The 21,059-nt window shown below is 63.0% G+C and carries 21 protein-coding genes; 16 read left to right on the top strand and 5 right to left on the bottom strand.

Annotated features, from left to right (window positions below):
- Positions 1-12 precede the first annotated feature (12 nt).
- The 4 genes from IVB18_RS31165 to IVB18_RS31150 all read left to right on the top strand — a co-directional run bounded on the left by IVB18_RS31165 (position 13) and on the right by IVB18_RS31150 (position 4,250).
- Complete coding sequence (locus IVB18_RS31165; protein WP_247984179.1) at positions 13-1,236, top strand: ABC transporter substrate-binding protein; 1,224 nt, start codon at positions 13-15, stop codon at positions 1,234-1,236.
- Between the two features lie 73 nt (positions 1,237-1,309).
- Complete coding sequence (locus IVB18_RS31160; protein WP_247984178.1) at positions 1,310-2,602, top strand: CoA transferase; 1,293 nt, start codon at positions 1,310-1,312, stop codon at positions 2,600-2,602.
- Positions 2,602-3,795: an acetyl-CoA acetyltransferase gene (locus IVB18_RS31155; protein ID WP_247984177.1), complete on the top strand. Its 1,194-nt coding sequence runs from the start codon at positions 2,602-2,604 to the stop codon at positions 3,793-3,795. Before IVB18_RS31160 ends, IVB18_RS31155 begins: the two co-directional genes overlap by 1 nt.
- A complete protein-coding gene (locus tag IVB18_RS31150; protein WP_247984176.1) occupies positions 3,792-4,250 on the top strand; it encodes a zinc ribbon domain-containing protein in 459 nt (152 codons plus the stop codon). The genes IVB18_RS31155 and IVB18_RS31150 overlap by 4 nt, the downstream gene beginning before the upstream one ends.
- 98 nt (positions 4,251-4,348) lie before the next feature.
- On the opposite strand, the gene IVB18_RS31145 is transcribed toward IVB18_RS31150, so the two are convergent.
- The 3 genes from IVB18_RS31145 to IVB18_RS31135 are packed head-to-tail and all read right to left on the bottom strand — an operon-like array spanning position 4,349 to position 7,366.
- On the bottom strand, positions 4,349-5,578 hold the full coding sequence (locus IVB18_RS31145; RefSeq protein WP_247984175.1) for a pyridoxal phosphate-dependent aminotransferase: 1,230 nt from the start codon (positions 5,576-5,578) through the stop codon (positions 4,349-4,351).
- Between the two features lie 13 nt (positions 5,579-5,591).
- A complete protein-coding gene (locus IVB18_RS31140; protein ID WP_247984174.1) occupies positions 5,592-7,073 on the bottom strand; it encodes an aldehyde dehydrogenase family protein in 1,482 nt (493 codons plus the stop codon).
- A gap of 11 nt (positions 7,074-7,084) precedes the next feature.
- Complete coding sequence (locus IVB18_RS31135) at positions 7,085-7,366, bottom strand: helix-turn-helix domain-containing protein (RefSeq protein ID WP_247983521.1); 282 nt, start codon at positions 7,364-7,366, stop codon at positions 7,085-7,087.
- Positions 7,367-7,404: 38 nt separating this feature from the next.
- Here IVB18_RS31135 and IVB18_RS31130 point away from each other — a divergent pair, with 38 nt between their 5' ends.
- Positions 7,405-8,535 carry an IS630 family transposase gene (locus tag IVB18_RS31130; RefSeq protein WP_247984173.1) on the top strand — a complete coding sequence of 377 codons (1,131 nt, stop codon included), beginning with the start codon at positions 7,405-7,407 and terminating at the stop codon, positions 8,533-8,535.
- A 196-nt stretch (positions 8,536-8,731) separates the two neighbouring features.
- Here IVB18_RS31130 and IVB18_RS31125 read toward each other — a convergent pair whose 3' ends face one another.
- Positions 8,732-10,456, bottom strand: a complete 1,725-nt coding sequence (locus IVB18_RS31125; protein ID WP_247983724.1) for an IS1634 family transposase — start codon at positions 10,454-10,456, stop codon at positions 8,732-8,734.
- Between the two features lie 347 nt (positions 10,457-10,803).
- Positions 10,804-11,265 (bottom strand): MarR family winged helix-turn-helix transcriptional regulator, encoded by a 462-nt coding sequence (locus IVB18_RS31120; RefSeq protein ID WP_247984172.1) that lies wholly within the window; start codon positions 11,263-11,265, stop codon positions 10,804-10,806.
- Positions 11,266-11,509: 244 nt separating this feature from the next.
- Here IVB18_RS31120 and IVB18_RS31115 point away from each other — a divergent pair, with 244 nt between their 5' ends.
- The 11 genes from IVB18_RS31115 to ureB all read left to right on the top strand — a co-directional run bounded on the left by IVB18_RS31115 (position 11,510) and on the right by ureB (position 21,057).
- A complete protein-coding gene (locus tag IVB18_RS31115; RefSeq protein WP_247984171.1) occupies positions 11,510-12,559 on the top strand; it encodes a substrate-binding domain-containing protein in 1,050 nt (349 codons plus the stop codon).
- Positions 12,560-12,624: 65 nt separating this feature from the next.
- A complete protein-coding gene (locus IVB18_RS31110) occupies positions 12,625-13,863 on the top strand; it encodes an ABC transporter substrate-binding protein (RefSeq protein ID WP_247984170.1) in 1,239 nt (412 codons plus the stop codon).
- Positions 13,864-13,926: 63 nt separating this feature from the next.
- Entirely contained in the window at positions 13,927-14,793 is an 867-nt protein-coding gene (locus tag IVB18_RS31105) for a branched-chain amino acid ABC transporter permease (protein ID WP_247984169.1), read from the top strand.
- Complete coding sequence (locus IVB18_RS31100; protein WP_247984168.1) at positions 14,793-15,857, top strand: branched-chain amino acid ABC transporter permease; 1,065 nt, start codon at positions 14,793-14,795, stop codon at positions 15,855-15,857. The genes IVB18_RS31105 and IVB18_RS31100 overlap by 1 nt, the downstream gene beginning before the upstream one ends.
- 2 nt (positions 15,858-15,859) lie before the next feature.
- On the top strand, positions 15,860-16,588 hold the full coding sequence (locus IVB18_RS31095; protein ID WP_247984167.1) for an ATP-binding cassette domain-containing protein: 729 nt from the start codon (positions 15,860-15,862) through the stop codon (positions 16,586-16,588).
- Complete coding sequence (locus IVB18_RS31090; protein WP_247984166.1) at positions 16,585-17,286, top strand: ABC transporter ATP-binding protein; 702 nt, start codon at positions 16,585-16,587, stop codon at positions 17,284-17,286. Before IVB18_RS31095 ends, IVB18_RS31090 begins: the two co-directional genes overlap by 4 nt.
- Before the next feature lie 84 nt (positions 17,287-17,370).
- On the top strand, positions 17,371-18,885 hold the full coding sequence (locus tag IVB18_RS31085; protein WP_247984165.1) for an amidase: 1,515 nt from the start codon (positions 17,371-17,373) through the stop codon (positions 18,883-18,885).
- Complete coding sequence (locus tag IVB18_RS31080) at positions 18,885-19,187, top strand: antibiotic biosynthesis monooxygenase (RefSeq protein WP_247984164.1); 303 nt, start codon at positions 18,885-18,887, stop codon at positions 19,185-19,187. The genes IVB18_RS31085 and IVB18_RS31080 overlap by 1 nt, the downstream gene beginning before the upstream one ends.
- Before the next feature lie 17 nt (positions 19,188-19,204).
- Positions 19,205-19,672: an urease accessory protein UreE gene (gene ureE, locus IVB18_RS31075; protein ID WP_247984163.1), complete on the top strand. Its 468-nt coding sequence runs from the start codon at positions 19,205-19,207 to the stop codon at positions 19,670-19,672.
- On the top strand, positions 19,662-20,342 hold the full coding sequence (locus IVB18_RS31070; protein ID WP_247984162.1) for an urease accessory UreF family protein: 681 nt from the start codon (positions 19,662-19,664) through the stop codon (positions 20,340-20,342). Before ureE ends, IVB18_RS31070 begins: the two co-directional genes overlap by 11 nt.
- On the top strand, positions 20,320-21,057 hold the full coding sequence (gene ureB, locus IVB18_RS31065) for an urease subunit beta (RefSeq protein WP_346732562.1): 738 nt from the start codon (positions 20,320-20,322) through the stop codon (positions 21,055-21,057). Before IVB18_RS31070 ends, ureB begins: the two co-directional genes overlap by 23 nt.
- The last annotated feature ends 2 nt before the right edge of the window (positions 21,058-21,059 follow it).

Here is a 21,059-nt window from a genome sequence, read left to right as displayed (position 1 = left end):
GGGTGGAAAATAATGAAGGTTCTTGCGTACATTTTCGGAGCTTCCTTCCTCGCCATCACTGCCTACTCGTCTGCTCTGGCGGATACGGTGCGCACGATGAAGATCGGCGTCCTGAACGACGCTTCGGGCCCGTATTCTGACAATGCCGGCGAGGGCTCGGTCACCGCGGCGAAGATGGCGGCTGAGGACTTCATGCAGCAGCATCCCGATTTCAAGGTCGAGATCATTTCGGCGGATCACCAGAACAAGGCGGATGTCGGGGCCGGAATTGCGCGTCGATGGATCGATCAGGAAAAGATTGATGCGGTCGCCGACGTGCCGAACTCGGCGGTAGGTCTCGCCGTCAACGAGGTCGTGCGCGGCAGCAAGACGGCGTTGATTGCGTCCAGCGCAGCCTCATCCGACCTTACCGGCAAGTACTGCTCGCCGAATACGATCCAGTGGACGTTCGACACCTGGGCGGCCTCGCACACGATCGGAAACTACCTCGTGCATCACGGCGGCAAGAAGTGGTACTTCATCGCGACTGACAATGCGCTTGGCAAGTCCATGGTGCGCGATGGCACGTCGGTGATCGGCACGGGCGGCGGCACCGTGCTTGGATCGGTCAATGTGCCCATCAACAACGCCGACTATGCCTCGTTCATTCTGCAGGCGGACGCTTCGGGCGCCGACGTGATCGCTTTCGCGACCGCCGGCGGCGACACCGTCAACCTGATCAAGCAATCCTCTGAGTTCGGGCTGAAACAGAACGGCAAGACCTTCGCCGCGTTGTTGACCACGACGAATGATGTCGAGGCGAGCGGCCTCGCCGTAGGGCAGGGGCTCATTATCACGCAGCCGTTCTATTGGGACCTCAACGATGCCAGCCGAGTCTGGTCGGCGAAGTTCAGCGCGCGTCAACACGGGCAGTCACCAACGGCGTTTCACGCGGGAGTCTATTCGTCGGTGCTCGCCTATCTGAATGCGGCGCTGGCTGCGGGGACCAACGACGCACAGCCGGTGATCCGAAAGATGAAGGAGCAGCCGATCGATGACGAGCTGTTTGGACCCGTCGTCGTACGGGCAGACGGCCGCGCCATCCATAACATGTACATCCTGAAAGTGAAGGATCCCAAGGCGTCGAAGGGCAAGTGGGACCTTCTGGAAAACGTCGGCGTGCTGAGTGGCCCGGAGGCATTTCGGCCGATCGATCAGGGTGGATGCGCGACGGGCGAGCAATCGAAAGGCAACTGACGCGTCGTGGCCGAGCTGGCGACGGCCAACGCGAATCTCACGGCCGCCTTGCGGCAAACCGGTGGATATAGGCATGTTGGACAACATCGAAGCGGACTTTCCTGAGCATACGCCACGCCCGGCCCAGGCGCCGAAAGCCCTCCAGGGGATACGGGTCGTCGATTTCTCGCACTTCATCGCCGGGCCTTTCGCGACGATGATCCTCGCCGACATGGGCGCCGAGGTCATCAAGATCGAGGCGCCAGGCCGCGGCGACGACCTTCGTCGCTATCCGCCCGTGCATCCCGGGCTCAATCACGGCGCGCCCTTCGTTTGGACCAATCGCAACAAGCAGAGCGTCGCCCTCGACCTCAAGTCGCCGGAGGGCGTCGCGATCGCGCGCGAATTGATCGCGACCGCGGATGTCGTCGTCGAGAACTTCTCGACCGGCGTCATGGCGCGGTTTGGGCTTGACTATGAGGCCTGCCGCAAGATTAGGCCCGAGATCATCTATTGCTCCGTGTCGGCCTATGGACGCGAGGGGAGATTTTCCGATCGACTTGGTTTCGACCCGATCGCGCAGGTCGAGAGCGGCTTCGTGTCCATGAACGGCTACGCCGATCGCGAAGGTGTGCGGGCGCTGTCGCCGGTCATGGACATCAGTACGGCGATGATGGCCTGCAACGCGATCCTTGGCGCGCTCGTTGCCCGCGAGCGCAGCGGCCACGGCCAGGCGGTCGAGATCTCGCTGTTCGACAATGCCGTGCTGATGACGGGCTATGCCACAATGCAACATCTGTTCAGCGGCGCAAATCCGCAGCGGCAGGGAAACACCAGTCCGGATACATGTCCGTCAGGCGTGTTTCAGGCGCAGGACTGTTCCTTCTATATCAACTGCGGCAACGACAAGATTTTTCAGCGTCTGGTGTCGCAGGTGATCGATCGCGCCGATCTCGCTTCAGCCGACATCTACGCGACCGGACCCGACCGCATCCGGCGGCGCGAGGAGCTGTTCGCGATCCTTGGCGATGCGTTTGCCCAGAAGCCCTGGTCGCACTGGCAGGCGCGGATGCGGGTGGCCGGCGTTCCCTGCGGGCAGGTGCGGACCGTCGGGGAAGCCATCCGCTCACCCGAAGCGCGGGAGCGTGGCCTTGTCACGCGAATTCCGCACGATAGGCTGGGTTGGGTTCCGAACGTCAACCTGCCGATCCGCTATTCGCGCACGCCGATCGTCGATCCTGTTGCGGCACCCGCGGTCGGACAGCATACCGAAAATGTACTGCGCGAGCTGCTCGGCTACGACGACGCGCGCCTCGCACGGCTTGCCGAAGCGGGAGCGTTCGGCGCTGATGCGGCAAGACCTCCGCGGCAGGATGTTGAAGTGTGATGGTGCGGGCGCAAGCCGAACGCACGCTCAGGGGCCGGGTCGCCGTGATCGGGATCGGCGAAACGGACTATTTTCGCCATGGGGCATCGCCCGATCCGGAGTTCAAGTTGGCTCTCAAGGCGATTCTGGCGGCTTGCGCGGATGCAGGTCTGGACCCGCGCGACATCGATGGCTTTGCATCGTATAGCGAGGATCGCAGCGATGCGTCGCGGCTCGCCGCGGCGCTGGGCACACGAAGGCTTCGTGCGGCGACCATGCAATGGGGTGGCGGCGGTGGTGGCTGCTGCGCGGCAGTTGCCAATGCGGCCTCGTCCATCGTCGCGGGCTTGGCGGATTGCGTCGTCGTGTTTCGCTCACTCGCACAAGGCCAGTATGGTCGCTTCGGGCAGACGACGGGTATCGACACGATTTCCGGCGAGAAGGCGTACCTGATGCCGTATGGCGTGCTGGCGCCCCCACAGCGCTTTGCCATGCGCGTGCGCCGCTACATGCACGAGCACGGCGTGCGACAGGATGCAATGCGGGCCATTGCGCTGGCGTCCTACCATCACGCCCAGGCGAATCCGCGCGCAGTTATGCACGGCAAGCCGCTGGACGAGGCTAAATACGATGCGTCGCGCTGGATCGCCGAGCCGTTTCATCTCTATGACTGCTGCATGGAAAATGACGGCGCCGCCGCGCTCGTGCTCGTACCTGCGGAGCGTGCCGGGGAATTCCGGCACAAGCCCGTCTACGTGCTAGGTGCGGCGGTCGGTTCCGGATATCGCACAGCGGCTATGCCCCACAATTCGCCGCTCTATGCCAGTGCGAGCTTCGATACGGTCGCGCCCGACCTTTACCGGATGGCGGGGCTTGGGCCATCCGATGTCGGCGTGGTTCAATGCTACGAAAACTTCACGGGCGGTGTGGTGATGGCGCTGGCAGAGCATGGCTTCTTCAAGCCGGGGGAAGCCAATGACTTTCTGACAGTCGAAAACCTGACGGCCCCATCTGGACGGCTTCCGCTCAACACCAGCGGCGGCAACCTGGCTGAATGCTATATGCACGGCTTCGAGCTCGTGTTGGAGGCGGTGCGCCAGGTACGCGGCACGTCGACGAGTCAGGTGCAAAGGAACGACGTGGCAATGGTCATCGGCGGTCCGATGGTCACACCGGTCAGCAATCTTCTTCTCGGCTCGGAAGCGAGCCTATGAGCAGCAAGGCAATCCCGACCTATCTTCCCGCGGGCCTGCCAATCCCGATAGCCGAGCCCGACGGCTTGTCAGCGCCTTACTGGGCGGGGTTACGCGAAAACCGTCTCCTGGTTCAGCGCTGCAGTCATTGCAACACGTGGCAATTTGGGCCGGAGTGGATCTGCCATCGTTGCCATGCCTTTGATCCCCAGTGGACTGAAGTCGAGCCACGGGGCAGGATATTCAGTTGGGAGCGAGTCTGGCATCCCTCGCACGTGGCGCTAGCGCAACACGGCCCCTACCTCGCCATACTTGTAGAGATTCCGCAGGCCGACGGCGTCCGGATGGTGGGTAACCTGCTGGGCGATCCACTACAGAACGTCGCGATTGGAACCCATGTCGAAGGTGTATTCGAACATCACGCTGAGTTCGATCCGGCCTATTCCCTTCTGCAATGGCGAGTGCACGGACCATAGATAGCGTCTGACTTGCCGGCGTCCATAAGGCGGCAGCCAGTTTGAGGCCAGCAGCTGTCGACCTCTGTTAATCGACATTGTCAAGCGTGTGGAGGCTCTCACGAAAGCTGCGCAGCTGCGCAAGCGATGCGCTGGCACGCGTCCTCGAGCTCGGCGGCCGATGTCGCGTAGGAAATCCTGAAATACGGTGCAAGCCCGAAAGCCGATCCAGGGATGACGGCAACGCCAACGGCGCGAAGAAGGTACTCCGCGAAGTCGGTGTCGTTACGCAGTGTTTGACCGTCCGGCGTGATTTTGCCGATCAGGCCGGCGCAACTCGCAAATGTGTAGAAAGCGCCGTCGGGCATGCGGCAATTGATGCCGTCAATCGCGTTCAACGCGCCGACGACAAGATCGCGCCGCTGTTGAAATGACCGGCAGCGGTCCCGGATGAAATCTTGCGGGCCGTTCAGGGCCTCAATGGCCGCAGCCTGGCTGACCGATGACGGGCAGGAGGTCGATTGGCTCTGGACGACAGCCATCGCACGGATCAGAGGGCTTGGCCCAGCCCCGTAGCCGATGCGCCAGCCGGTCATCGCGTAGGCTTTCGAGACGCCATTGACGGTCAGTGTCCGGCTGCGGAGAGCCGGTTCGATCGCCGCCGGCGTGACGAAACGAAAGTCGCCGTAGATGATATGCTCGTAGATGTCGTCGACCATCAGCCAGACATGCGGATGCTTGATAAGTACGTCGAGGATCGGCCGATAATCGGTTTCCGAATAGGCCGCGCCGGATGGATTGGACGGCGAGTTCAGCATCAGCCATCGCGTGCGAGACGTGATGGCGCGTTCAAGGGCATCACCTTGAAGCCGAAAGCCATTGGCCTCGGAACATGGCACCAGCACCGGCGTGCCGCCGGCGATCGCGACGATGTCGGCGTAAGTCACCCAGAACGGCGTCGGGATGATGACCTCGTCGCCGGGGTTGATGGTGGCCATCATGGCGTTGAAGAGCACCTGCTTGGCGCCGGCTGACACGGTGATCTCGTCTTGCGCGAAATCGAGCCCGTTATCGCGCTTGAACTTTGCGCGGATGGCGGCCTTGAGCTCGAGCGAGCCGTCGAGAGCGGTGTATTTGGTGGCGCCGGCGCGCATGGCGCGCTCGGCGGCATCCTTGATCGACTCCGGCGTATCGAAGTCGGGTTCGCCGGCGCCCAGGATGATGATGTCCTGGCCCTGGCGCTTCATCGCGGCAGCGAGCCCGCTGATCTTCAGAATCTCCGACACGCCGATCGCGGAGAGGCGGTTCGCCGGCCGAAGCAGCGACGACGTGAGTATGGGAGCGTTCATGCGTGTTTCTCCCTCAGGTCACGTCAAACTTGACGCCCTGGGCGAGCGGCAAAGTCCGGCCGTAGTTGATGGTGTTGGTGGCGCGCCGCATATAGGCTTTCCACGCGTCCGAGCCCGACTCGCGCCCGCCGCCGGTCTCTTTTTCGCCACCGAAAGCGCCGCCGATCTCGGCTCCCGACGGGCCGATATTGACGTTGGCGATGCCGCAATCGGAGCCCCGCGCCGACAGGAAGGCTTCCGCCTCGCGCAAATCGTTGGTGAAGACCGAGGACGAGAGGCCTTGCGGAACTGCGTTGTGCAGGCCGAGCACCGCGTCGAAATCGCGATATTTGATGACGTAGAGGATGGGCGCGAAGGTCTCATGCTCGACCGGTCCGGTCTGATCGGCGATCTCGACCAGCGCCGGCCGAACGTAGTAGGCCTCATCGGCCCCCTCGAACACAACGCGATCGCCGCCGAGCACCGAGCCGCTGGCCGCGCGAGCTTCACCGAGCGCCCTCTGCATGGACGAATAGGCCGTGCCATCGATCAGCGGACCGACCAGATTGCCGTCCTCGAGCGGATTGCCAACCGTCACGCTTTGATAGGCCCGCTTCAGACGCGGAACAAATGTGTCGTAGACGCTCTCGTGGACGAAGAGACGGCGCAGCGTCGTGCAGCGCTGCCCGGCCGTGCCCATGGCCGCGAACGCGACACCACGCAATGTCAGGTCGAGGTCGGCGGTCGGCGTGACGATGGCGGCGTTGTTGCCGCCGAGCTCCAGGATCGCGCGGGCAAAACGCCGGGCAAGTCGCGGCCCGACGGCGCGGCCCATGGCCGTCGATCCGGTCGCTGAAACCAAAGGCACCTTGGCATGGTCGGCGAGGATTTCGCCGATGGCGCGGCCGCCGATCAGCACGATTGAAAGCGCGTCCGGAGCGTGACCGCCCTCCAGCCTGAAGCGTGCGAGGGCGCGCGCGAACAGCGCTTCGGTCGCTAGCGCGGTCAGCGGCGTTTTCTCGGACGGCTTCCAGACGATGCTGTTGCCGCAAATCAGGGCCAGCGCCGCATTCCACGACCACACCGCGACCGGGAAATTGAATGCCGAGATGATCCCGGTGACGCCGAGCGGATGCCACGTCTCCATCATCCGATGCTCACTTCGCTCCGTTGTGATGGTCAGGCCATACAGTTGACGAGACAGGCCCAAGGCGAAGTCGCAGATGTCGATCATCTCCTGGACCTCGCCGAGGCCCTCCGACTTGATCTTGCCGACTTCGATCGAAACGAGCGTGCCGAGAGCCTGCTTGTTGGCGCGCAGTTCTTCGCCAAGAAGCCGGACGAGTTCGCCGCGTTTCGGGGCAGGAACCAGGCGCCATTCGAGGAAGGCGGCATGAGCCTTGTCGATTGCGGTCTGCGTCTCCTCGGCGCCGATCTCGTGCACATGGGCGGTGATCTCGCCTGTGATCGGCGACCGTGCCGCAAGCGTACCGCCGACATAACGGCTTCGCGCCACGCAGTGGTTCATCACAGTGATTTTGACGTTTTGATACCGAGCCATTCGAGGATCGGCAAGCTTTCCGGCGGCACGAGGATTTCGATGCTTCTGGGGACGCCAGGTTGACGGCGAATGAAACCGTTTCGTTCGAGGGTGACGATCATCTGGTGGACCGAAGGCGGGCTGACGCGGAAATGGCGCTGCATGTCGGTTTCGGCGGGTGGGCGTCCGAACATGTGCGCGTAGGTGTAGATAAAGGCCAGGTAGTGTCCCTGCTTCTCCGTGAAGTGCGTGCCTGATTTTTGACTCATCGCTGGATTCGTCCCGGCCTCCGACAAGGAGGCGAAGCATGAATGTACGTTATCGGGTCGAATTGAGCCAAATCGAGCGGGACGAACTGACGGCGATGCTGGGCGGCGGGAAGCATGCTGCCCGCAAGCTCAAGCGGGCGCAGATTTTGCTGGCGGCCGATGCCGGCAGTTGCGACGCGGAGATTGCCCGGTCTGTCCGGGTCAGCCTGTCCAGCATCGGCCGGACCAAGCGCCGCTTCGTGGAAGGCAATCTGGAGCGGGCCTTGAGCGAGGAACCGCGTCCGGGCGCAGAGCGCAAATTGACCGGCAAGGAGGAGGCCCTGCTGGTGGCGACGGCGTGCGCCAAGCCGCCCGCCGGCCGCAAACGTTGGACGCTGACGCTGCTGGCGGACACGATGGTCAAGCTCACCGATCATGACAGCCTGTCGGGCGAGACCGTGCGTCGCCGGCTGGCCGAGAACGACCTCAAGCCATGGCGCAGGGACATGTGGTGCATCCCCTATGTCGACGGCGAATACGTCGCCCGCATGGAGGACGTGCTCGACCTCTACGCCGAGGCGCCGGATCCCGTCCGGCCGCTGGTCTGCTTCGACGAGACCCCCGTCCAGCTCATCGGCGAGGTCCGTCAGCCGATTCCAGCCGAGCCGGGACAGCGCGAGCGTTACGATTACGAGTACCGCCGCAACGGCACCGTCAATCTCTTCGTTACCTTCGACCCGCATCGTGGCTGGCGCAACGTCAAGGTCACCGAGCACCGCGCCGCCGTGGACTACGCCTACTGCATGCGCGAACTCGTCGACGTCCATTATCCCGACGCCGACTGCATCCGCCTCGTGCAGGACAATCTGTCGATCCATACCGCCGGCGCGTTGTATCAAGCATTTGCGCCTGCTGAGGCCCGTCGCATCCTGCGCCGCCTCGAATTCCACTTCACCCCGAAACACGCCAGTTGGCTCAATATGGTCGAGTGCGAGATCAGCGTGCTCCAGCGCCAGTGCCTCGGCCGCCGCATCGACGACCCCAAAAGGCTCCGAAACGAGATCGCAGCATGGCAAAAGCGGCGGAATAAAACCCGAGCCCGCATCAAATGGATGTTCACAACCGACAAGGCCCGCGCCAAACTCGGCCGCGCCTATCCAGCCACCGCCAAAGAGTCAAAATCACTGTGATGAGCCACTAGGTCCAAGGTGTATGCGAAATCTGCCCCTCGCGAAGGATTGCCCCTAAGCTGGTGCGGCAATCGGCGGTTCCGGAGCGCAAATCGGACTGTTTCCGAACTCTTAATCCGAACTTCCCCTTGAGTAGCGACGTAAGCATTTGAGCTGGCGTGTAATTCCAGCGGGCGTGACGGCGCGTCTGCCTACATTATGGGGCGATAGGAATGCCGAGCCGATTGAAGACGTCTTGTTGTAGTGGGGTTGGACTTGTGAGCATAGCGGCCGGGGCGTCCTGACCGATGCGAACGATGTTGCGTGTGAGCGTGGCGAGATCCTGCAACAGCGTTCGAAAGCTGTGCACGGGCCGGCCATCGTGGGTGTGCTTGCGATTAGCCTTGGTTCTGGCCGCGGCCGAGACTCTGGCCTTGGCGACGGGCGAGACGCGCGCGGCGTCGGCGGCCTCGCGGTCGTGATCGTCGAACAGGATCGGGGCCAGCGCGCGGCGCATGTGCCAGACGATGTAATAAGCGAGCATGCAGAGGAAGACGTGGGCGCGCACGCGGCCAGCGAGGCGATGGTGGATCGGGCGCACCTCCAGTTCGACGGTCTTGATGGTGCGGAAGGCGCGTTCGACCTGGGCCAGGCTCTTGTAGGCACGCACCGTGGCGGCGGTGTCGAGGTTCTCGGCCGGCACGTTGGTCCGTAGCACATAGAAGCCGTCGAGCGACGCTTCGTTGGCGATGGCATCCTCGATCCGACTGAAGTCGAACGAAGTGTCGGTGATGGCGAGGTGGAAGTGCTTGGCCATCTTACGCTTGCCCAGCACGGCGCCGACCTTCAGACCGATCTCATCCTCGCCGCGCAAGGGGTTGCGCTGACGCTGCACGGCGGCCTTGACGCGGGCGAGATCCTTCTCGGTCGCCGCCAGCAACTCGCCGCGCTTGCGCCGACGCTCGTCGGCCAGATCCGGGTTGCGGCACACGATCAGGCGCTCGCCGGGGAAGTCGGGGGACGTGATCTCGGCCATATCGCGATCGTCGAACAGCGACAATTGCAGCGGGCCGCCGTCCTCGGCGAGCTTGCGGATCGCCGGCGCCCGCAGAGCGGTGATCCAATCGAGCCCGGCCGGCATCAGATCGGCTTCGATACGGGCGCTGGTGATCATGCCGCGATCGCCGACCAGTACCACACGCGACAGCTTGAAGCGGGCCTTCAGTTTGTCGACTTGCGCGGCCAGCGTGCTCGGGTCGGCGGTGTTACCTTCGAACACCTCCACCGCCACCGGGCAGCCGTCGGCGGCGCACAGCAAGCCGAACACGATCTGCAGCTTGTCGGAACGACCGTCGCGGCTGTAACCATGCCGCGCCAATTCGCAATGTCGCCCCTCCAGATAGCTGGAGGTGAGATCGTAGAGCACCAGCGAGCCGTCATGCAGATGGCGCTTGGCGAGCGTCGCCTCGATCCCCGGTTGGGCCGTGCCGAGCAGGTCGAGCGCTTCGTAAAGCTCGTCCTCGTCGACGGCGCTGAGATCGAGCAGTTCGCCCAGCGAATGCGCCGCCGTCGCCTCGCTGAGCTGGCGCGCCGTGGCCAGCTTGGCGGCCGGTTCGATCACCCGTGCCACGATCAAGGCCAAAGCCAGCCTGGCCAACCGTCTGGGCTTGTCCGGGACAAGGCGATGCAGTCCGAGCTGGCGCGCCATGCCGAGCACCGCGGCCACGTGGCCGTGCGGCAGCGAGCGCTCGATCCGCAGTTGCTCGGCCGGCGAGACCAGCTCCTCGCCTTTCAGGACGCGGCGCAGCGCATCGATCTTCTCATCCGGCCAATGCGACAGGTTGGCCAGCGTGCGCGACTTGATCTTGTCGCCCTCGCGATAGCTCTCGCGCAACAGGATCGCGGGCGGTGAGTTGCGGTTGGGAATGCGGGCGACGAACATGCCGGAATCGAATCACGGAAACCTGCCATTCGCAAGCCAAAAATCATCATTTACATGCCTACAAAATCAGCCCGATCCAAACTTCTCAAATCCTCTCAACGCTCTAACAAAAATCCCGAGGGGAAGTTCGGCTTAATCAGCGGGTCCCAGGTTCGAGCACTGGTGCGCCCACCATATAAATCAGTCACTTAACGGTTCGGGCGGGCGGAGAAATCATCGCCGTTTACAGCTTGTCGTCGCTCGCAACGTCGGGCCGTCGATACCCGCGCGATCGCAGGCCTTTCCCACTCCACAAAGCCTGGATCAGCGCGGCTGGATCTCGCCCGACGCGACCGGGAGAGCGGCCGCTATGTCATTCGTACGTCACCATCTCGCGTGCGCGACTCGGGCGAGGATAGCGGGAGGACGGAGCAGGCCATTAGTTTCGAGAGCAGGGTCGTCAAGGCCGCGGCTTCCGACGCGCCCAGCCCGCCGAGGATAGCCTGCTGAATAGAGATGCCGAGCTCGCTGATGTCGCCGAAGCGTGCCGCGCCCCTCCGCGACAGGAAGATCAGGACCTTGCGTCGGTCGTGTGGATCGGGACCGCGGTAGACCTCGGCCGATGCGACCATCCTGTTGACGATCTTTGTAAGTGTCGGACCGTCGATCAGGAGACGGCTTGCAAGATCACCCATCGGCTGGCCGTTTCGATCGGCCAATGTCTCGAGCAGGCGATAGTGATGGAGCGACATGCCCCTTGGCTTCAACTGCGCTTCCAGCGCCTGCTCAAGCCGATGATTCACTCCCCGGATCAGGTCGGGCAAATCCACGTTTTGTCCTCTGGCCAATTAGTTGCTATTTCAACATTTGCTTTCGACTATAAAATGCCGGTGGTGGAAAGCAAATCGATTTGCCCCCGCACAATGAATAGGCGCACCGAGAGGCCAGCGCCGGAAAGAAGGGCAAGCCCGGCTCAGAATTGATCGCTTCCGCAGCAAAACTGGCTTCCTCGGGACCCGATCAAGGTTGGCACGATTCGTGAGTAGTGGTCTCCGAAAGACGGAGTGACCGCTTTTGCGCAGCGTTCGGGTATGTCTGCTGATCCCACAAAACGGCGCGGCGGGGCTGTGGGCTCCGTCGGCCGAAGCCTGCGGACGCCTGGCCGTCGACGAGATCAACCGGATGTCGGGCATCCTGCGTCGCCCGGTCGAATTGCGCGTTGTGAATGCCGGTGAAACGCGCGAGAGCGCAGGTCAGGCCGCGCGCGCTGCAATCGATATTGACGGGGTCGACGGCATTGTCGGAATGCTGCCCAGTTTTGCGCGGGACGCCGTGGCGAGCGCAGCCCAGGGTCGCGTCCCCTTCATATACACACCGCAGTTTGAAGGACGTTCTTCAGCGCGCGATGTCATGACGACCGGAGAGACCGCCGACGAGCTTCTCGCTCCGGCAACTCAGTGGCTGTCGGAGTCCAAGCACGCACGCCGCTATTTCCTCTGCGGCAACGACTACATATGGCCGCGCTCGTCCCTGAGGATTGCCCGCGCGTTGATCGCTCGCTTCGGAGGGACGGTGACGGGAGAGCAATACCTGCCCGTCGGCTTGCACCACTTCGGCGAAATCCTGGACCGGATCAAGGCTACGCGTTCGGACGTCGTTCTCCCGTTTTTCCTGGGATTGGACAGCATCGCCTTCAATCGGGCGTTCTGCGCGGCGGGTCTTAGTTCACGGGTTCTGCGATTTTCCACGGCGATCGACGAGACCATCGTGTACGGACTCGAGGCGCACGAAACTGAAAACCTCTATGCGGCTTCGAGCTATTTCGCCTCGATCCGCTCTCGCAACAATGGGGCATTCCTGGAGCGTTACCACACGGCGTTTGGTGATAATCCGCCGCCGGCCAATGCCTATGGGGAGTCTTGCTACGAAGGCATTTATTCGCTTGCGGCCCTGTTCGAGGAAGCTGGCAGTCTCGATGCGCTGGAATTGACCCGCTTCTACGGGCGGACGATCCAGCAACGCACGGCGCGCGGCGACAATGCGCGACCGGTGGTTGGGAGCAGGCATCCCATCTATCTCGCCCGGCTCGACGGCTACGACTTCTCGATCGTGGCGCGGCAATAAAACGCTTGCTTTTTCAACTATTGTATTTTTAATATTTGCCGTATCAAAAACAAATGGGGACTCTTATGACTTTCTCCCGCCGTCGCTTCCTACAGCACTCGGCCATTGCAACGACGACGTTGATGGCGGCGCCTGCGGTCTTCCGCTCCGGCGCGCTTGCTGCCGAAAACCCGATCGTCGTCGGCAGCCTGCATGACCAATCGGGTCCTATCGCGGCGTCCGGCACGCCGATGGTCTACGCTCTGCAGCTCGCCGTGGATGAGATCAACGCAGGCGGTGGACTTCTCGGCCGGCCGCTGAAGGTCATCCATTACGATACCCAGTCGAACATCCAGATGTATTCGCAGTTCGCCCAGCAGCTCGCGGTGAAAGACAAGGTCGACGTCGTTCACGGCGGCATCACGTCTGCCTCGCGCGAGGCGGTGCGCCCGACCTTCGACCGTTTCAAGGTGCTGTACTTCTACAACGTGCTCTACGAAGGCGGCGTCTGCGATCGCAACACGTTCTGCACCGGCACGACGCCCGCGCAGACCGTCGAGAAACTGGTGCCGAGCGCGATGAAGAAGGCCGGCAAGAAGGCTTACATCATCGCCGCCGACTACAATTACGGTCAGATCACCGCGAAGTGGATGACGAAATACGTCAAGGATAACGGTGGCGAGGTGCTGTCGACCGACTTCTTCCCGCTCGATGTCACCAACTTCGGCACGACCATTTCGAAGATCCAGGCGGCGAAGCCCGACATCATCCTGTCGGCGCTGGTCGGCGGCAACCACACCGCCTTCTATCGACAATGGACCTCGGCCGGCATGAAGGGCAAGATCCCGATCGCCTCGACCACCTTCGGGCTCGTCAACGAGCCAAGCACGCTCGATGCCGCCGAAAGCGACTCCATTCTCGGCGCCTACGGGTACTTCGAGGAGCTCACTACGCCGGCCTCCAAGACCTTCGTCGAGAAGATCAAGAAGGCGCATTCCGACACGCCCTACATTAGCGAGCTCGCCGCCTGCACCTATGAAGGCGTCATGCTCTGGGCTGCCGGCGTCAAGAAGGCCGCCAGCATCGACCGTATGAAAGTGATCGAGGCGCTGGAAGATTCCGTCGCGTTCGACGGGCCGAGCGGCAAGGTCTCGCTCGACAAGGCGACGCATCACACCACCCGCAACGCCTTCCTCGCGGAAGTGAAGGACCGCAAATGGTCGGTGCTGGAGAGCTACTCCGACGTCAAGCCGGCCGACACCGCGAGCGTGTGCGACCTCGTCAAGAACCCGACGGACACCAAGCAGTACATTATCAGTCTCTGACGTGGACCGGGCCCCGCCTACGGGCGGGGCCCACTGCATCGATGGCCTGAAAGAATCTGAAGAATGGCGATCTACTTAATCGTCGCGCTCGACGTCCTGAACGGAATATCGTCGCTGTTCCTGTTGTGCCTTGGACTGGCGATCATCTTCGGCATGATGAAGATCATCAATCTCGCCCATGGCGAGTTCATCATGCTCGGCGCTTACGCGACCGTCATATCGGCCAATGCCGGCGTCAATATCTGGATCGCGATGCTGATCGTCGCGCCGCTCTTTGTCGGCCTCGTCGGGCTCGTCATTGAGCGGTGTCTTATCCGCTTTCTCTACGGGCGTCTCGTCGACTCGATGTTGGCGACCTGGGGGCTGAGCCTCCTGATCATCGGCATCATCACGACGATCTACGGCAACACCCAACAGGGCGTGCCGACGCCGCTCGGCGGCTTCTCGATCGGGTCGTATCAGTCGAGCTACTACACGCTGTTCCTGGCCGGCATGGCGATCGTGATGATGGCCCTGGTCTATGGCGTCATGAGCTACACCCGCTTTGGCTTGATCGCCCGCGCCACGATGCAAAACCCCGCGATGGCGGCCACGCTGGGTGTCAATCCCGCGCGGGTCTATATGAGCACGTTCGCGGTAGGAGCGGCGGTCACGGGTCTCGCCGGAGGCTTGCTGGCCCCGGTTTCCGGCATCACGCCAGGCATGGGAGGTGCCTACGTCGCGAAGGCCTTCATGACCGTTGTCGGCGGCGGCGCCGCCATTCTGTCGGGCACGATGTCGGCGGCGAGCCTGTTCGGCGCCGTCAATCAGATCGGCGCCTATTTCACGACGCCGGTCTATGGCGAAGTCCTGGTGTTCACGGCGGCGATTGTCCTGATCCGTCTGCTGCCGCAAGGCATCTCCGGCCGCTTCTTCAAGGGGAATCTGTAATGCCCATCCGCTTTCGCCTCGCGGCCCAGGCGGTTGCCGTCGTTCTCGCGATTGTTGCGATCGTTCTGATTCCGAGCGTGGTCGAACTGTTCGCGATGATGCAGTTGACGTTGTTCGCCGCGATGGCGGTGCTTGCGCTCAGTTTGGCCTTCATCTGGGGCTATGGCGGCATTTTATCGTTCGGCCAGACGGCCTTTTTTGGCCTCGGCGGCTATGCCTACGCGATCGCCGCGGTCAACTTCCAGGATTCGACGCCGTCGATCCTGCTTGCCATCGTCATTCCGTCATTGTTCGCTGCGATTCTCGGCTATTTCATCTTCTTCGGCCGCATCTCCGACGTCTATCTCGGCGTGATCACGCTGACCGTCACCCTGATCCTGTTTAATTGCGTCAACTCGACCTCCGGCGACGAGTACAGAATCGGCAAGGCGTTGCTCGGCGGCTTCAACGGCATGCCGGCGGTGCCGACTTTCAACGTGCCGTTCTATCCGGACCAGGTTCTGTCGCCTGAGCAATCCTGGTGGACGACGGGCGGGGCATTGCTCGGGGTCTTCCTGCTGCTGCGTCTGGTTCTGTGGCTCCCGGCCGGGCGCATCGTCGTGGCCGTGCGCGAGAACGAGGTCCGTGCCTCGTTGCTTGGCTATGACCCGCGTAAGGTTAAGCTGCTTACCTTCATCCTCAGCGGTGCGATCGCGGGGCTCGCCGGCGCGCTCTACGTCAACTGGGGCGCGTTTGTCGGGCCGACCATCTTCAGCCTATCGCTGTCGGCCGAGATCATTATCTGGATCACGGTGGGCGGTCTTGGCACCTTGCTCGGACCCATCGTCGGCTGCGTTCTGATCGAATACATCGTCGCCTATATCGGTTCGCAGCAGGCCTTCAATTCGAACCTTGTCCTCGGTACCGTGCTGGTCGTGTTTGTGCTGTTGCTGCCCACGGGCCTGGTGCCGACGGCGCGCGATCTCCTGATGCGGCTCGTGCCCGCTCCGAAACCGAACGGACAGCTTGCAGATGAGCAGGCGCCGCCATCGGCGGCGGCGTCGCATTTGGCCGGAGCGGAATGACCATGGCGGACCTTGTCCCTCTGCTCAAGGCCGAGCACCTCACGATGCGCTTTGGCGGGGTGGTCGCCAATGACGACATCACGTTCACGCTGGAAGAGATGGAACTGCGCTGCCTGATCGGACCGAACGGCGCCGGCAAGAGCACCTTCTTCAAGACGCTGACCGGACAACTCGTGCCGACCTCGGGCGCGATTGCGTTTCGCGGGCAGCCGATCGCCGGCAAGCTGTCGCACGAGATTGCCCGCATGGGGATCGGGATCAAGACCCAGGTGCCCAATGTCTTCAACGGTCTCTCAGTCCGCGAGAACATCTGGCTCGCCGTCCGCCGCAAGGCGACGCCGCGTGCTCAGGGGCCTGCGGTCGATGCCGTGCTCGAGATGACCCGGCTGACCGATCATGCCGACCGCATCGTCGCGACGCTGTCGCATGGCCAGCGCCAGTGGGTCGAGATCGGCATGGTGCTGGCGGCGGAACCGGAATTGATCCTGCTCGATGAACCGGCTGCCGGCATGACCGATGAGGAGACCTTCCACACCGCCGCGATCATCCGCGAGATCAACCGAAGCCGGGCGATCATCGTCGTCGAACATGATATGGAATTCATCAAGCAGATCGCCAAGAAGGTGACTGTGTTTCATCAGGGGCGGGTGCTGGTCGAAGACACCGTGGACAAGGTTCTGGCCGACCAGCGTGTCCGCGACGTCTATCTCGGCAAGAAGGTAGCGGCATGACTGCGCTTCTCGAGGTCAAGGACCTGCGCTCCGGCTACGGCCGCATTCCGATCCTGTTCGGCGTCGACATGACGGTGCAGGACGGCGAGTATCTTGGCATTCTCGGCCACAACGGGATGGGCAAGACCACGACCCTGCGCGCGTTGATGGGGCATCTGCCGACGACCGGCGGCACCGTCGTCTTCGCCGGCAAGACGATCACCCATCTCAAGCCGCATGAGCGGTCCCGGCTCGGAATCGGGCTTGTGCCGCAGGGCAGGGAGATCTTTCCCGACCTGAGTGTGCACGAGAACCTGCGGATGGGCCTCGCGGCAGCGCCGAAGGAGGACCGCACGATCATCGACGCCGTGCTGCAGGAATTTCCGCGCCTGGTGCGGCTGCTCGACCGGCGCGGCGGCGCTCTGTCGGGCGGCGAGCAGCAATTGCTGGCACTGGCGCGCTGCCTTTGTACAAAGCCGCGGCTGATCCTGCTGGATGAGCCGACCGAGGGTATCCAGCCTTCCATCATCGAGGAGATCATCGAGACCCTGCTCGCGCTGAAGAGGCGCTGGAGCATGTCGCTGATCGTCGTCGAGCAAAATCTCGAATTCATCACGTCGCTGTCCGACCGCGTCCTCAATATCCAGAAGGGACGCATCACGGAAGAGCTCCACCGCGAAAGCCTCCTGGCACGGGACGCCGCCATGCACCCAACCTAGGTTCGAATTCCGGCGCGGCTGCGCCGGCCGTTGCGATCGTTGATTTTGTTGCTGCCAGCTTGTCCTCACAAGAAAGGATGACTCATGTCTATCAAACGCCCGACTGCCGAAGACGTCGCGGAGCTCGCTGCGAGCCTGCACATGAACATGACGGTCGAGGAGGCCGGAGAATATCTGTCGCTGATGGGCGGGATGTTCGACGCCTATGATGTCATCGACGAACTGCCGAACCCGCTGCCGCCGGTCAAATATCCGCGTATGCCCGGTTCAAAGCCGATGCCGAAGGACAACAAATACGGCGCTTGGGCGATCAAGACAGAGGTCAAGGGCGCGCCGGGCGGCAAGCTCGCGGGCCGCACCGTCGTGCTGAAAGACAACGTCGCCCTGGCCGGTGTCCCCATGATGAACGGCTCGACGACGCTCGAAGGCTTCATCCCCGCCGCCGACGCCACCATCGTGACCCGCATTCTCGACGCCGGAGGCACCATCGTCGGCAAGGCCGTGTGCGAGCATTTCTGTCTGTCGGGCGGCAGCCACACGTCGCATCCCGCACCGGTTCATAACCCGCTCAAGATGGGCTATTCGGCCGGCGGTTCGTCCTCGGGGAGCGCTGCGCTGGTTGCGGCCGGCGAGGTCGACATGTCGATCGGCGGCGATCAGGGCGGCTCGATCCGCATCCCGGCGTCCTATTGCGGCATCTACGGCATGAAGGCGACGCACGGGCTCGTGCCCTATACGGGCGTGATGCCGATCGAATCGACCATCGACCACACCGGTCCGATGACGGCGAACGTCGCCGACAACGCGTTGCTGCTGGAGGTGCTGGCGGGAGCCGACGGGCTCGATCCGCGCCAATATGCGCCGAAGGTTTCGAAATACACCGAGACCCTCAGCGCGGGCGTGAAGAAGCTGAAAATCGGGGTCCTCAAGGAAGGCTTCGCCACGGCGAACATGCAGGAGGGCGTCGTCGCGAAGGTGAAGGCCGGTGCGGAACGGTTCGCAAAGCTCGGCGCCAGCGTGTCGGAGGTCTCGATACCGGAGCACTTGCATGCGCTCGCCGCCTGGAACCCGATCACACTGGAGGGTTTCCTGGTCCAGATGATGATCGGCAACGGCATGGGCTTCAACTGGAAGGGGCTCTATGACGTCGGCCTGCTCGACGCCCATTCCAGCTGGCGTACCCGTGCCGACGACCTGTCGGAGACGCTCAAGCTCACCATGCTGGTCGGGCAGTGGGGCGTCAGCCACTATCGCGGCCGCTATTACGCCAAATCGCGCAACATCGCGATCGCCGCCAAGGCCGCCTATGACGCGGTGTTCGGCTCCTATGATCTGCTGCTGATGCCGACTTTGCCCTGTGTCGCCACGCCGATCCCGGCCAAGGACGCGCCGCTCTCCGAGATCGTCCAGCGCGCTTTCGAGATGACGGCCACGACCAGTCCGTTCGATGTCACCGGCCATCCGGCGATGAGCATACCCTGCGGCCTCTCGGACGGTCTGCCGGTCGGCCTGATGCTGATCGCGAAGGACTACAACGAGGCGACCATCTATCAGGCGGCCAGCGCCTTCGAAGCCGACGGCGATTGGAAGAAATTCTGATGATCACGATCACCGCCGTCATCAGGGCGAAGTCCGGCCATGAGGTCACGATGCGCGACGGACTCGTCGCCGTCGCGGCCCATGTCGCAGCCAACGAGCCGGAAACGATTGGGTTCTTCATCTCGCAGAGCGAGGACGATCCCTGCGTGTTCACGACCTACGAACGCTTTGCCGACATGGCCGCGATGGATCGCCACAACGGTTCGGCGGTCGTCGCGACCTTCTTCGGGATCGCCAAGCCCATCCTGGATGGCGAGGTCACGCTGGTGACCTCGAAGGAGGTGTCGGCGATGGTCCGGTAAGCGGGGCGCCAGGTCAATTGCGGGAGAGCATCGTGTCACTAAGGCTTCACGGCATCATTGGGAGATCGGACGACGCGGCCTATACGGGTCGTCTCCATCACATCGAGCATCACGGTGGAATTGAACTGCTGTTCGTGCCGCCGTCCGACGTCGGCCGCAAGCGGTTTCGCCTGACGACCGATCGCGGAACCGACTGCGCGGTCAGCCTGGACCGCGACGAGGAACTGGTCGATGGGGCCTTGCTCTTTCTGGAGCACGATCGCGCCATCATTGCCCGCTTCGGCGAGCAGGAATGCTGGCGGTTGAAGCCTTTCGACCAAGCGGCGGCGCTCAAGCTCGGCTGGAACGCCGGCAATTTGCATTGGCGGGTTCGCTTCGAGGGCAATCACCTTGTCGTACTGCTCGACGGGCCGCTCGACTCATACCGGGCGCGGATCAAGCCGCTGCTCGAGGCGGGCGAGGTGGTTGAAAGCGATGCTGTTTGACAGATCGCAGGCGCTGGCATTGCTGCAACTCGGCGACAGCGCCTATCCGGCGGGCGGCTTCGCGTTCTCCTGGGGGCTCGAAGGTCTCGCCGCCGACGGCATGCTTGCCGATCGCGGCGAACTGGATCGGATCATCGCTGACCAACTCACGCGGCGTTGGGCAAGCATGGACCGCATCCTGCTGCGTCAGGCTTTTCACGCGGAGGATTGCGAGGCTATCGCTGGCGTCGACCGCCTTGCCGAGGCGGGAACACCTTCGGCCGAAATGCGGGACGGTTCGCGCCGCGCGGGCAGGGCCCTCCTTGGGGTATGGGTCAAGCTCGATGGAGCGCTGTCGGTCGCTTATCGCGGCCTGGTCTCGTCGGATGCGAGGCTGGGCCATCTGCCGGTCGCGCAGGCCGTTGTGAGCCGGGATGCGGAATTCAGCCTCGACGCAGCGGAACTGGTTTCGGGCTGGACGCTCGTGACCGGCCTTGTGAGCGCTGCTGTGCGGCTCGGGATCGTCGGCCATATCGAGGCGCAACGCAGCCAAGCCACCGCGCGCGTCTTGCTGGCGGAGCTGCTCGCGGAGGCGCCACCGCCCGATGCACTGCCTGCGAGTTTCACGCCGTTCATTGACATCGCGGTCTCGCGCGGGCCGCTTCGACATGTCCGCATGTTTACGACATGAGAGAGGTAACTTCGTCATGATGAACCTGTCGCCGACCGAGATGGATCGCCTCGTGATCTTCAATGCCGCGCAACTGGCGCGCCGAAACCGGTCGCTGGGGATCCGTTTGAGTCACCCGGAGGCGGTCGCCTACATCACCGACGAGGTGATGACGGCGGCGCGCCGCAATATGCCCTATGCCGAAATCCGCGACATGGCGGGCCGGTTGTTGACGGCCGACGATGTCGAGCCCGGTGTCGGGCCGATGATTCCGATGCTCTACATCGAGTGCATGTTCGCTGAAGGCACCAAGGTGATGGCGGTGTTCGAGCCGATCGCCGCCAGCGACATGCCTGCCACTGACGACATCATACCCGGCGAGATCATCGCGGGCGGCGGCGACATTGAAAGCTTCGCCGAACTGCCTGCTATCAGCATCGATGTCATAAACACCGGCGATCGCGATATCCAGGTACGCAGTCACACCCACTTCTTCGAAGTCAATCGTGCCTTGCGCTTCGATCGTGCCGCGGCCTGGGGCATGAAGGTCGACCGACCCGCGGGTGCCGGCGTCCGCTTCGAGCCGGGCGTCACCAAATCCGTGCGACTTGTTCCGATTTCGGGTGACCGTGTCGTGCACGGGCAGGCCGGGCTCGTTAACGGTCCGCTGGATGCGCCATCTGCGCGGGACGATGCGCTCAAGCAGGCCCGCGCGCGCGGCTATCAGGGAGCTTGAAC

Source organism: Bradyrhizobium sp. 186, from assembly GCF_023101685.1.
Lineage (GTDB): Bacteria > Pseudomonadota > Alphaproteobacteria > Rhizobiales > Xanthobacteraceae > Bradyrhizobium.
This window is presented reverse-complemented; position numbering and strand designations above follow the sequence as displayed.